The sequence below is a fragment of the Streptomyces sp. NPDC043908 genome (genome assembly GCF_056435525.1).
Genome location: NZ_JBWKEI010000008.1, coordinates 161,266 through 173,956, shown reverse-complemented (window position 1 = coordinate 173,956; position 12,691 = coordinate 161,266). Strand labels below are relative to the sequence as shown.

At 73.4% G+C, this 12,691-nt stretch carries 10 protein-coding genes; 3 read left to right on the top strand and 7 right to left on the bottom strand.

Going from position 1 to position 12,691, the window contains the following annotated elements:
* Positions 1-530: 530 nt before the first annotated feature.
* Genes AC069K_RS19305 through AC069K_RS19290 form a run of 4 tightly spaced genes read right to left on the bottom strand, consistent with a single transcriptional unit; the run spans position 531 to position 6,236 of the window.
* Positions 531-1,691: an acyl-CoA dehydrogenase family protein gene (locus tag AC069K_RS19305; protein ID WP_478617759.1), complete on the bottom strand. Its 1,161-nt coding sequence runs from the start codon at positions 1,689-1,691 to the stop codon at positions 531-533.
* 5 nt (positions 1,692-1,696) lie between these two features.
* Positions 1,697-2,626 (bottom strand): hydroxymethylglutaryl-CoA lyase, encoded by a 930-nt coding sequence (locus AC069K_RS19300; RefSeq protein ID WP_365101282.1) that lies wholly within the window; start codon positions 2,624-2,626, stop codon positions 1,697-1,699.
* Between the two features lie 8 nt (positions 2,627-2,634).
* Positions 2,635-4,590: an acetyl/propionyl/methylcrotonyl-CoA carboxylase subunit alpha gene (locus AC069K_RS19295; RefSeq protein WP_478618112.1), complete on the bottom strand. Its 1,956-nt coding sequence runs from the start codon at positions 4,588-4,590 to the stop codon at positions 2,635-2,637.
* Positions 4,591-4,604: 14 nt separating this feature from the next.
* Positions 4,605-6,236 (bottom strand): carboxyl transferase domain-containing protein, encoded by a 1,632-nt coding sequence (locus tag AC069K_RS19290; RefSeq protein WP_365101223.1) that lies wholly within the window; start codon positions 6,234-6,236, stop codon positions 4,605-4,607.
* Between the two features lie 147 nt (positions 6,237-6,383).
* Here AC069K_RS19290 and AC069K_RS19285 point away from each other — a divergent pair, with 147 nt between their 5' ends.
* Together AC069K_RS19285 and AC069K_RS19280 are read left to right on the top strand one after the other, a co-directional pair.
* A complete protein-coding gene (locus AC069K_RS19285) occupies positions 6,384-6,977 on the top strand; it encodes an SACE_7040 family transcriptional regulator (RefSeq protein WP_358836358.1) in 594 nt (197 codons plus the stop codon).
* Between the two features lie 114 nt (positions 6,978-7,091).
* The gene (locus AC069K_RS19280) at positions 7,092-7,871 is read left to right on the top strand and encodes a phosphatase (RefSeq protein ID WP_478617756.1); all 780 of its coding nucleotides are present in this window, start codon (positions 7,092-7,094) and stop codon (positions 7,869-7,871) included.
* A 54-nt stretch (positions 7,872-7,925) separates the two neighbouring features.
* On the opposite strand, the gene AC069K_RS19275 is transcribed toward AC069K_RS19280, so the two are convergent.
* From AC069K_RS19275 to AC069K_RS19265, 3 genes are all read right to left on the bottom strand, one after another.
* Positions 7,926-8,825 (bottom strand): acyl-CoA thioesterase, encoded by a 900-nt coding sequence (locus AC069K_RS19275; RefSeq protein WP_478617753.1) that lies wholly within the window; start codon positions 8,823-8,825, stop codon positions 7,926-7,928.
* Positions 8,822-9,979: an acyl-CoA dehydrogenase family protein gene (locus AC069K_RS19270; protein ID WP_365101216.1), complete on the bottom strand. Its 1,158-nt coding sequence runs from the start codon at positions 9,977-9,979 to the stop codon at positions 8,822-8,824. The genes AC069K_RS19275 and AC069K_RS19270 overlap by 4 nt, the downstream gene beginning before the upstream one ends.
* A gap of 77 nt (positions 9,980-10,056) precedes the next feature.
* Entirely contained in the window at positions 10,057-11,490 is a 1,434-nt protein-coding gene (locus AC069K_RS19265; protein ID WP_478617750.1) for a PucR family transcriptional regulator, read from the bottom strand.
* 157 nt (positions 11,491-11,647) lie between these two features.
* On the opposite strand from AC069K_RS19265, the gene speB reads away from it, so the two are divergent.
* On the top strand, positions 11,648-12,637 hold the full coding sequence (speB, locus tag AC069K_RS19260) for an agmatinase (protein WP_358837896.1): 990 nt from the start codon (positions 11,648-11,650) through the stop codon (positions 12,635-12,637).
* Positions 12,638-12,691 lie beyond the last annotated feature (54 nt).

The following is a 12,691-nucleotide window of genomic DNA, read 5'->3' as shown; positions in this document are numbered from 1 at the left end:
TATGCCTCGGGCCCACCCCTTCGGGGGATCGGGGTGCGGCGGGGGTGGCTTGAGGCATCTCCCGGGGGCGAGCCCCCGGGTCCCCTGGACGGGCCTGCGCCCCACCAGCGCCCGGAGCGAACCTGCGGCCCGGCGGTGGGTTCCTCGCGCAGTTCCTCGCGCCCCTAACCCCCCGTTTGTCTGAACCTCGGTGGTGGGCTTGTCGCGCAGTTCCCCGCGCCCCTAAATACCTAGGGGCGCGGGGAACTGCGCGCTCAGCCATGGACGGTCCGCAGACGAACTCCCCGGCCTGCCCCGCAGGCGCCTCCCGGGCCGAGCCCAACCCCCCAAGGGGCGCGGGGAACTGCGCGACAAGCCCCCACCGGACCCGCAGACGAACCCCGGACCGAGAAGCGACCCGCAGGGGAACCCCAGGACCAGGAAGCGACCCGCAGGGGAACCCCGGATCGACAAGCGACCCGCAGGGAACCCCCGGCCCGGAAGGGGCCCGGAGGGCGAGCCGGGAACGGGGCGCGGGGAGGGGGCGGCCGTTACGCCGGCATGCCCAGTTCCCTCGCGATCAGCATCCGCTGCACCTCACTCGTCCCCTCCCCGATCTCCAGAATCTTCGAGTCCCGCCACATCCGGGCGACCGGATACTCGTTCATGAAGCCGTACCCGCCGTGGATCTGCGTCGCGTCCCGCGCGTTGTCGACCGCGACCGTCGACGAGTACAGCTTCGCCACCGCCGCCTCCTTCTTGAAGGACTCGCCCCGCACCAGACGGGACGCCGCGTCGCGCCACCCCACCCGGGCCATGTGCGCCCGCATCTCCATGTCCGCGATCTTGAACTGGATCGCCTGGTTGTCCCCGATGGGACGGCCGAAGGCGTGGCGCTCGCGCGCGTACTTCACCGACTCGTCGACGCAGCCCTGCGCCAGCCCGGTGGCCAGCGCGGAGATGGCGACGCGGCCCTCGTCGAGGATGCGCAAAAACTGCGCGTAGCCCCGGCCCTCCTCGCCCAGGAGGTTGGCCGCCGGGACGCGGACGTCCGCGAAGGACAGCTCGCGGGTGTCCGAGGCGTTCCACCCCACCTTCGAGTACGGCGCGGCCACCGTGAAGCCCGGCGTGCCGGAGGGGACGATGATGGAGGAGATCAGCGGGCGTCCGTCGGACTTGCGGCCGGTCACCGCCGTGACCGTCACCAGGCCCGTGACGTCCGTACCGGAGTTGGTGATGAAGCACTTGGTGCCGTTGATGACCCACTCGTCACCGTCGCGCACCGCCGTCGTCCGCGTGCCCCCCGCGTCCGAGCCGCAGTCGGGCTCGGTCAGGCCGAACGCGCCCAGCATCTCGCCGGAGCACAGCTTCGGCAGCCACTCCCGCTTCTGCTCCTCCGTACCGAACCGGAACACCGGCATCGCCCCGAGGGAGACGCCCGCCTCCAGGGTGATGGCCACCGAGGAGTCGACCCGCGCCAGCTCCTCCAGGGCGATGCCCAGCGCCAGGTAGTCGCCGCCCATGCCCCCGTACTCCTCGGGGAAGGGCAGCCCGAACAGGCCCATGCGGCCCATCTCGCGGACGATCTCGTACGGGAACTCGTGGCGCTCGTAGAAGTCGCCGATCTTGGGGGCGACGACGTCGTGCGCGAACTCCTCGACCGTACGGCGGAGTTCTTCGTGCTCGTCGGAGAGCCGGTGGTCAAGGGACATGGGGGTCACTCCTTGTGGGAGTCGGGGGAGAGGGCGCGGACGGTGCGGGACGGGCTCGGCCGTCCCAGCTGCTCGGCCATCCACACGCTGGTGGCGGTGAGCCGGCCGAGGTCGACCCCGGTGTCGATACCGAGGCCCTGGAGCATCCACACGAGGTCTTCGGTGGCGAGGTTTCCGGTGGCGGACTTGGCGTACGGGCAGCCGCCCAGGCCGCCCGCCGAGGCGTCGACCGTGGTGACGCCGTGCTGGAGGGCCGCGAGGGTGTTGGCGAGCGCCTGGCCGTAGGTGTCGTGGAAGTGCACCCCGATCGCGGAGGTCGCCACGCCCTGCTCGTTCAGCGCCGTCAGCAGGCTCCGGACGTGGGCCGGGGTCGCGACCCCGATCGTGTCCCCTAGGCTCAGCTCGTCGCAGCCCAGGTCCATGAGGGACTTGGCGGTGCGGACGACCTGCTGGACGGGGACGGCTCCCTCCCACGGGTCGCCGAAGCACATCGACAGATAGCCCCGGACATGGACCCGCCGCTCCTTCGCGCGGGCCACGACCGGCGCGAACATCGCCAGCGACTCGTCCACCGTACGGTTCAGATTGGCCTTGGCGAAGGACTCCGTGGCACTGGCGAAGACCGCGATCCGGTCGGCGCCGAGCGCGAGCGCCCGGTCCAGGCCGCGCTCGTTGGGCACCAGGACCGGCAGCGCCACGCCCGCGATGTCCCCGAGCATCGGGAACAGCCGCTCGGCGTCGGCCAGTTGGGGCACCCACTTGGGGTGCACGAAGCTGGTCGCCTCGATGGTGGTCAGACCCGCGTCCGCGAGGCGGCGCACGAACTCGGCCTTGACCTCGGTGGGGACGACGGCCTTCTCGTTCTGGAGCCCGTCTCGGGCCCCGACCTCGTGGATGCGCACCGAGGCGGGCAGGTCCGGCGCCGGTACGACCATGGGGAGCGTCACTGGTCCTCCTCCTTGGGGGTCACCACGGCCAGGACCTGGTCCATGGCGACGGTCGAGCCGGGGGAGACGTCCAGCTCGGTGACGGTGCCGGCGTGCGGGGCGGAGATGACGTGCTCCATCTTCATCGCCTCGACCACCAGCAGGCTCTGGCCCGCCGCGACCTCGTCCCCGACGGCCACCTTCACGACGGTGACGGTGCCGGGCATCGGGGCGGCCAGGGTGTCCGCGCCGCCGCGCGCGGCGCCGCCGAGGCTCGCCGCGACCGGGTCGTGGTCCAGCACATGCCAGCTGTCCCCGTCCCGCCCGAGCCAGGTCCCCTCCGGGGAGGCGGCGGTGGTGAAGGTGTGGGTGACGCCGTCGAGCTCCACCGAGACCTGGCCGGGGGAGACCCGCCCGGCGGCCGTGCCGCGAACCGTGTGAGTAACGGGTTCGAGTCCCGGTACTCGGAACGGGAAGGACAGGGGCGCCGGTTCGCCGCCCATGCGCCAGCCGCTGGGCACCGCGAACGGGTCCCGCCACGCGCCCGTGGCGGGCGGCCGCAACCCCTCCTGCCGCACCAGCGCCGCCGCCGCGTACACCTCGTCCGGGACGCCGTCCGGGACCAGGGTGTCGGCCTCGCGCTCGACCAGGCCCGTGTCGAGGTCGCCCGCGACCACGGCCGGATGGGCGAGCAGCCGGCGCAGGAAGCCCGCGTTGGTGGGCACGCCCAGGGTGACCGTGTCGGCCAGCGCGGCACGCAGCCGGCGCAGCGCGGTGGCGCGGTCCGGTCCGTACGCGATGACCTTGGAGAGCATCGGGTCGTAGAGGCTGCCGACCTCCGTGCCCTCGCTCAGGCCGGAGTCCGTGCGCACCCCGTCACTCTGGGGCTCGCGCAGCGTCAGGACCGTGCCCCCCGAGGGCAGGAAGCCCCGGGAGGGGTCCTCGGCGCAGACCCGGGCCTCGACGGCGTGGCCGGTCAGGGTGATGTCCCGCTGCCCGAACGGCAGCTGTTCGCCCGAGGCGACCCGGACCTGCCACTCCACCAGGTCGAGGCCCGTGATCAGCTCGGTGACCGGGTGCTCGACCTGGAGGCGGGTGTTCATCTCCATGAAGTAGTACGAGGAGGGGTCGCTGCCCGGGACGATGAACTCGACCGTGCCCGCGCCCGCGTAGCCGCAGGAGCGGGCGGCCTGGACCGCCGCCTCGCCCATGGCGGCCCGGGTCTCCTCGTCGAGCAGGACCGAGGGTGCCTCCTCGATGATCTTCTGGTGGCGGCGCTGGAGGGAGCACTCGCGCTCGCCGAGGTGCACCACGTTGCCGTGGCCGTCCGCGAGGACCTGGATCTCGATGTGGCGGGGGCGGTCGATCCACCGCTCCACCAGGAGCGTGTCGTCGCCGAAGGAGGCGCGGGCCTCGCGCCGGGCGGCCGCGATCTCGTCGGCGAGCGCCGCCTCGTCGCGGACCAGCCGCATGCCCTTGCCACCGCCGCCCGCGCTGGGCTTCAGCAGCACCGGCATGCCGATCTCGCGGGCCGCGTCGGCGAGCTGGCCGTCGGTGAGGCCGCTGCCGGAGGAGCCGGGCACGACCGGGACGCCGGCCGCCTTCACGGTCTCCTTGGCGCGGATCTTGTCGCCCATCAGCGCGATGGCGTCCGCCGGGGGGCCGATGAAGACCAGGCCGGCCTCGGCGCACGCGCGGGCGAAGGCCGCGTTCTCGGCGAGGAAGCCGTAGCCCGGGTGGACGGCCTGGGCGCCGCTCCTCGCGGCCGCCTCCAGGAGGCGGTCGATGCGGAGGTAGCTCTCGGAGGCCGCCGCCGGGCCGATCCGCACGGCCGTGTCGGCCTCGCGCACATGGCGGGCGTCCGCGTCCGCGTCGCTGAACACCGCGACCGAGCGCACCCCGAGGGCGCGCAGGGTGCGGATGACGCGGACGGCGATCTCGCCCCGGTTGGCGACGAGGACTGTGTCGAACATCGTCATGGTCCGCCTCACATCCGGAAGACGCCGAAGCCGGGCGCCGAGTAGTCCCGCTGGGGGAGGGGGGCGTTGGCACAGGCCGTCAGGGCGAGCCCGAGGACCTGGCGGGTCTCCATCGGGTCGATGACCCCGTCGTCCCACAGCCGGGCCGACGCGTAGTAGGCGTTGCCCTGCTGTTCGTACTGCGCGCGGATGGGGTCCTTGAAGGACTCCTCGTCCTCGGCGGGCCAGGACTCGCCGCGCGCCTCCAACTGGTCGCGCTTGACGGTGGCGAGCACCGAGGCGGCCTGCTCACCGCCCATCACCGAGATCTTGGCGTTGGGCCACATCCACAGGAAGCGCGGCGAGTAGGCCCGGCCGCACATCGAGTAGTTCCCCGCCCCGTACGACCCGCCGACCACGACCGTCAGCTTCGGGACGCGGGTGCAGGCGACGGCGGTGACCATCTTGGCGCCGTGCTTGGCGATGCCTCCCGCCTCGTAGTCCCGGCCGACCATGAAGCCCGAGATGTTCTGGAGGAAGACCAGCGGGATGCCGCGCTGGTCGCACAGCTCGATGAAGTGGGCGCCCTTCTGGGCGGACTCGGAGAACAGGATGCCGTTGTTGGCGACGATGCCGACCGGGTGGCCGTGGATCCGGGCGAAGCCGGTCACCAGCGTCTGCCCGAACTCGGACTTGAACTCCTGGAAGCGCGAGCCGTCGACCACGCGCGCGATGACCTCGCGGACGTCGTACGGCGTGCGCGAGTCGACCGGGACCGCCCCGTACAGCCCGAAGGGGTCGACCTTCGGCTCCTCCACCGGTTCCACGCTCCAGGGGAGCTCCCCGCGCGCGGGGAGGGTGGCCACGATGGTGCGCACGATCCGCAGCGCGTGCGCGTCGTCCTCGGCGAGGTGGTCGGTGACGCCGGAGGTGCGCGAGTGGACCTCGCCGCCGCCGAGCTCCTCGGCGGTGACGACCTCGCCGGTGGCGGCCTTCACCAGCGGCGGGCCGCCGAGGAAGATCGTGCCCTGGTTGCGGACGATCACGGCCTCGTCGCTCATCGCCGGGACGTAGGCCCCGCCGGCCGTGCAGGAGCCGAGGACCGCCGCGATCTGCGGGATCCCGGCGCCGGACATCCGGGCCTGGTTGTAGAAGATCCGCCCGAAGTGGTCCCGGTCGGGGAAGACCTCGTCCTGCATCGGCAGGAAGGCGCCGCCGGAGTCCACCAGGTACAGACACGGCAGCCGGTTCTCCAGGGCCACCTCCTGGGCACGCAGGTGCTTCTTGACGGTCATCGGGTAGTACGTGCCGCCCTTGACCGTGGCGTCGTTGGCCACGATCACGCACTCGCGGCCGCTGACCCGCCCGATTCCGGCGATCACCCCGGCGGCGGGGGCCTGGCCCCCGTACATCCCGTCGGCCGCGAGCGGTGCCAGCTCCAGGAAGGGCGAGCCGGGGTCGAGCAGGGTGTCGACCCGGTCGCGCGGCAGCAGCTTGCCGCGCGCGACATGGCGCTCGCGGGCCCGCTCGCCGCCGCCGAGACGGGCCGCGGCCAGTCTGGCGCGCAGCTCCTCGCCGAGGGCGCGGTGCGCCTCCTCGTTGGCCCGCCATGCCTCGGACGCGGGATCGGCCGCGCTCCCAAGGACCGGTGCCTGCTGCATCGTGTCGAGCCCCCTTGCCCGTACGAAGTCTCCGGCGGAGCCGTCACGCGGAGTCCTCCGGTGAGATCCCCGGCCGGATGTTAATGACCGTTAACTCATTTCCACCAGGTTAACGAGCGCTAACCGCGTTGTCTAGAATGAATTCCCATGAGCACCCGGACCGATGCCCCCACCCGCCGCGAGCAGATCCTGCGCGAGGCCGCGCGCCTCTTCGCCGAGCGCGGCTTCCACGGCGTGGGCGTCGACGAGATAGGCGCGGCCGTCGGCATCAGCGGCCCCGGCCTCTACCGGCACTTCGCCGGCAAGGACGCGATGCTGGCGGAGCTGCTGGTCGGGATCAGCGGCCGGCTCTACGACGGCGGGCGCAAGCGGGTGGCCGCCGCGGACGGGGGCCCCGAGGCGGTCCTCGGCTCGCTCATCGACGGCCACATCGACTTCGCCCTCGACGACCGGGCGCTCATCACCCTCCACGACCGGGAGCTGGACCGGCTGCGCGACAGCGACCGCAAGCTGGTGCGCCAGCTCCAGCGGCAGTACGTGGAGCTGTGGGTCGCGGTCGTCCGCGAGCTGTACCCGCACGGCTCCGAGGCCGAGGTCCGCGCCGCCGTCCACGCGGTCTTCGGCCTGCTCAACTCGACCCCGCACCTCGGCTCGTACGGGGCGGGGCTGCCGGGGCGCGCCGCCACCGAGGCGCTGCTGCGGCGCCTGGCGCACGGGGCGTTCGCGGCGCTCGCGAACTGAGCGCCCACGCGCGCGTCACCGCGCGCGTGACGGGTGCGTCCACGCGCCCGTGGACGTACGTCCACTGCGCGGACGACGGCGCCCGGCGCCGCGCGCGGGGGCAGAATGGGGCGCATGCCGATACCCAGCCGTGCCGCTCTCGTCGACCACCTCGTCCGCACCCGTATCGCCGGAGACGTCGCCACCCCCCGCGACAACAACCTCTCCCACTACCGCAAGCTCGCCAACGGCGACCGCCACTACTGGCTGGGCCTGGAGCTGGGCGAGCGCTGGAGCGACGAACAGGACGTGCTCGCCGTGATGGCCGAGCGCTGCGGCGTCGTCGACGACCCCGGGCACCGCACCGGCCAGGACACCATCGACCCGGAGCTGACGGTCGACGCGCTGGAGCGGATGGCGGCCAGGCTGCGGAAGGCCGTGGCCGGCAAGCAGCGGGTGCTCTTCGCCACCGGTCACCCCGGGGCGCTCATCGACGTGCACAGCAGGACCGCGTCGGCGCTGCGCGCGGCCGGGTGCGAGATCGTGCGGATCCCGGACGGGGTGACGGCCGACGAGGGCTGTGTGGTGCAGTTCGCGGACGTCGCGCTGTACGAGCGGGGCGCGTCCCTGTGGCACACGCACTCGCCCGCGCCCATGGCGGCGATCCTGGACGCGCTGGAGCGCGACGGGCGGGCACTGCCGGACCTGGTCGTCGCGGACCACGGCTGGGCCGGGTGCGCCGCCCAGCGCGGGATCGACGCGGTGGGGTACGCCGACTGCAACGACCCCGCGCTGTTCCTGGCGGAGGCGGAGGGGACGCTCCAGGTCGCCGTGCCCCTGGACGACCACGTGGTCGACCCCCGGTTCTACGAGCCGATGACCGAGTACCTGCTGGGCGCGGCCGAACTGGTCTGAGGCGGCGCCGCGGGGCCGGGGCTGCGGGGCCGGGGCCGTCGCGGGCTCCCGGGCCTACCGCGGGACCCTGACCACGCCCTCCTGGACCACCGTCACCGCCAGGCGGCCGTCCTGGGTGTAGATGCGGGCCTGGCCCAGGCCCCGGCCCGCCGAGGCCGACGGGGACTCCTGGTCGTACAGGAGCCACTCGTCGGCCCGGAACGGGCGGTGGAACCACATCGCGTGGTCCAGGGACGCGCCCACCACGTCCCCGACCGCCCAGCCGCCCCGGCCGTGCGCGAGCAGCACCGAGTCGAGCAGCGTCATGTCGGAGACGTAGGTGGCCAGCGCGATGTGCAGCAGGGGGTCGTCCGCGAGCTTGCCGTTCGTACGGAACCAGACCTGCGAGCGCGGCTCGCGCGGGGTGCCGGCGCTGGCCCACGGCGGCGCGTCCGCGTAACGCAGGTCGACGGCCGCGCGCGCCTCGATCAGGCGCTCGGCGACGTCGGCGGGCAGATGGCGCGGCAACATCTCGGCCGCGGTCGGCAGTGACTCCGGGTCCGGCGCGGGCGGCATGTCCGCCTGGTGCTCAAGCCCCTCCTCGTACGTCTGGAAGGACGCCGAGAGGTGGAAGATCGGCTGGCCGTGCTGGACCGCGACGACCCTGCGGGTGGTGAAGGAGCGGCCGTCGCGGATGCGGTCGACCAGGTAGACGATCGGCGCGCCCGGGTCCCCGGCGCGCAGGAAGTACGCGTGCAGGGAGTGCGGCGTCGGGGTCTCCCCCGCTCGCGCGGAGCCGGGAGCGGAGGGAAGGCCGGCGGGGACGGTGCGGCCCGCGGCGACCAGCGCCTGGGCCGCGACCTGTCCGCCGAAGACGCGCGGGACGAGCGCCGAGCGGGAGCGGCCCCGGAAGTAGTCCTGCTCGATCTGCTCCAGGTCGAGCAGATCGAGCAGGGCATCCAGAGCCTCGGTCACAGACCCATGTCCTTGGCGATGATCGACTTCATGATCTCGCTGGTGCCGCCGTAGATGCGGTTGACGCGGTTGTCGGCGTAGAGACGGGCGATCGGGTACTCGTTCATGAAGCCGTAGCCGCCGTGCAGCTGGAGGCAGCGGTCGATGACGCGGTGGGCGACCTCGGTGCAGAACAGCTTGGCGGAGGCGGCCTCGGCCGGGGTCAGCTCGCCCGCGTCGAGGGCTTCGAGGGCGCGGTCGGCGACCGCCTCGGCGGCGTCCACCTCGGCCTGGCAGGCGGCCAGTTCGAACTTGGTGTTCTGGAAGTGCGCGACCGGCTTGCCGAAGACGGTGCGCTCCTGGACGTACTGCTTGGCGAACCGGACGGCGGCCTTGGCCTGCGCGTAGGCGCCGAAGGCGATGCCCCAGCGCTCGGAGGCGAGGTTGTGGCCGAGGTAGTAGAAGCCCTTGTTCTCCTCGCCGAGGAGGTCCTCGACGGGGACCTTCACGTCGACGAACGCCAGCTCGGCGGTGTCGGAGGTGCGCAGGCCGAGCTTGTCGAGCTTGCGGCCGACGGAGTAGCCCTCGGACCTGGTGTCGACGGCGAACAGCGAGATGCCGTGGCGGCGGTCCTCGGCGGTGGGCGCGGCGGTGCGGGCGCAGACGATCACGCGGTCGGCGTGGACGCCGCCGGTGATGAAGGTCTTGGCGCCGTTGAGGACGTAGTGCGTGCCGTCCTCGGAGAGCTTGGCGGTGGTCTTCATGCCCGCGAGGTCGGAGCCGGTGCCCGGCTCGGTCATCGCCAGCGCCCACATCTCCTCACCCGAGACGAACTTGGGCAGGAAGCGCTTCTTCTGCTCGTCGCTGGCGAGCATCTTGATGTACGGCAGGCCCAGCAGCACGTGCACACCGGAGCCGCCGAACTGGACGCCCGCGCGGGCCGTCTCCTCGTACATGACTGCCTCGAACTTGTACGAGTCGATGCCGGCGCCGCCGAACTCCTCGTCGACGCGGATGCCGAAGACGCCGAGCTCGGCGAGCTTGTAGTAGAAGTCGCGCGGCGCCTGGCCGGCGGCGAACCACTCGTCGTAGACCGGGACGACCTCGGCCTCGATGAAGGCCCGGATGGTGTCCCGGAACGCCTCGTGGTCCTCGTTGAATACGGTGCGGCGCACGGACGCTCTCCTTCTGACGGTGGCGGCGACTTGGCTAAGCGCTTGCTCAGAGCTGGAAAGACGAAGTTACCCGGCGGTCACTCGCACTGTCCAGAGTGAGGCTCAGCACGTCCCGGCGCACTCCGTAGCGCGAGCCACAGCTCCGTACGGACGTCCATGTCGTCCAGGTCCGCGTCCAGCAGCGCCGCGCAGCGGGCCACGCGCTGGCGCACGGTGTTGCGGTGCACCCCCAGGGCCGCGGCCGTCCGGTCCCAGCCGCCGTGCAGCGAGAGCCAGGCGCGCAGGGTCGTCACCAGCGGCTCGGAGAGCGGGGCGAGCAGCGCGCGGGCGTACGCGGCGGCCTCCTGCGGGTCCACCAGCGAGGCGTAGCCGCCGCTGCGGTGGCGCACCAGCGCCGACCGTGCGGCCTCGGCCCGGCGCAGGGCCCGCGCCGCCTGGGCGTCGGCCGCGGCCAGCTCCCCGGGCGCGGCGGGCGCGCTCACGCCGAGCGTCCAGCCGGGGCGCGCGGCGACCTCCCGCCCTCCGGGGACGACCACGCGCGCGTAGCCGTCGCCCGCCTCCACCAGCGGGCTGCCGAGGTCGGGCGGATCGCCCTCCCCGCGCGCGTGGACGACGGTCCAGGGCGCCTCGCCGAGCAGCGGCGCGACCTCGGCCGGGGCCTCGCCGAGCAGCAGCCGCACCAGCGCCGCCGACCGGGCCGACTCGCCCGCGCCCTGCCGGTCCGCGGTGAGCAGCGAGAGCAGCACGGAGGCGACCCCGGCGACGGTGTGGTCGCCCGCCTCGCGCTTCTCGGCCGCGGTGGCGAGCACCAGCCGCCGCGGTCCGGTCAGGGCGTACGCGGCCAGGTGCGGGCCCGCGCCGGTGTCGGTGGCGGACGCGGGGGAGCCGGGGGTGCCCGGGGCCACCACCGCCGCCAGCCGGCGCAGCGCCGCCGCCGCGCCCGGGGACGGCTCCGGGCCGGCCGCCCGCAGGACGTCGCCCCCGGGGCCGAGCAGCCCCGCCCAGCCGCCGAGCCGGACCGCGAGCTGGTGCAGGACCGCCGGGACCGGGTCCGGGCGGGCCGCCGCCGCGGCGAGCCCCTGCTGGGCCCGGGCGACCCGGCGCAGCTCGTGGTGGCGGGCCCGGGTCATCAGGCCCCACACCGCGCGGGCCACCGCGGTGAACGTGGTGGTGGGCGGCACTTCGAGCAGCGGCAGCCCGTGCCGCTCGCAGGCGTCGACCAGCGCCGCCGGGACCGTGTCGTACACCGGGGTGACGCCGAAGCCGAGCGCCGCCGCGCCCGCCTCGGCGACCCGGGCCGCGTACCGCTCCGGGTCGGTGAGCTGCACGCCCGCGGTCAGCAGCAGCTCCCCGCCCAGCAGGTACGGATACGGGTCGGCCATCTCCGAGGTGTGCACCCAGTGCACATCGGCCTCCGGCGGCCCCGCGATCCGCCGCAGGCCCAGGTCGGCGCGGGTCAGCAGCGCCGAGAGCGGGACGGGAGTGGTGGGAGGGACGGAGGTGTCCGCCATGGTGGATGATCCCTCCATCATCGGCGTCGGGAGTGGAGGAAACGTACACTTCAGTGTCGGTGTCCGGCGACCTATCGTCGTGGTGAACCGCATGAACCGTGTGAAGTGCGCGAACAGCGCAGAACGCACGAATCGCCGAAACGAAGGGCCCCTTCCCATGAGCAGCAACGAAACGCCGCGCGGTCCGATCGACTCGTCCCGCGTCCCGCGGTACGCCGGTCCCGCGACCTTCGCCCGGCTGCCCCGTCTCGACGAGGTCGGCACCGCCGACGTCGCCGTGGTCGGCGTGCCCTTCGACAGCGGTGTCTCCTACCGGCCCGGCGCCCGCTTCGGCGGCAACGCGATCCGCGAGGCCTCCCGTCTGCTGCGCCCGTACAACCCGGCCCAGGACGCCTCGCCCTTCGCGCTCGCCCAGGTCGCGGACGGCGGCGACATCGCGGTGAACCCGTTCAACATCAACGAGGCCGTGGACACCATCGAGGCCGCCGCCGACGACCTGCTCGGCACCGGCGCCCGTCTGATGACGCTCGGTGGCGACCACACCATCGCGCTGCCCCTGCTCAGGAGCGTCGCCAAGAAGCACGGCCCGGTCGCGCTGCTCCACTTCGACGCGCACCTGGACACCTGGGACACCTACTTCGGCGCCGAGTACACCCACGGCACCCCGTTCCGCCGCGCGGTCGAGGAGGGCATCCTCGACACCGAGGCGCTCTCCCACGTCGGCACCCGCGGCCCGCTCTACGGCAAGCAGGACCTCACCGACGACGAGAAGATGGGCTTCGGCATCGTCACCTCGGCCGACGTCTACCGCCGCGGCGCCGACGAGGTCGCCGACCAGCTGCGCCAGCGCATCGGCGACCGCCCGCTCTACATCTCCATCGACATCGACTGCCTCGACCCGGCGCACGCCCCCGGCACCGGCACCCCGGAGGCGGGCGGCATGACCTCCCGCGAGCTCCTGGAGATCCTGCGCGGCCTGGCCTCCTGCAACCTGGTCTCGGCCGACGTCGTCGAGGTCGCCCCGGCGTACGACCACGCCGAGATCACCTCGGTCGCGGCCTCGCACACCGCGTACGAGCTCACGACGATCATGTCCCGGCAGATCGCGGCGGGCCGCGCCGGGGGCGCTGGACAGACCGGCAAGTGACGTATCCGCGTCGCCGGGCGGCCGCCCCGCCGGCCGCCCGGCGACGGGCCCCGC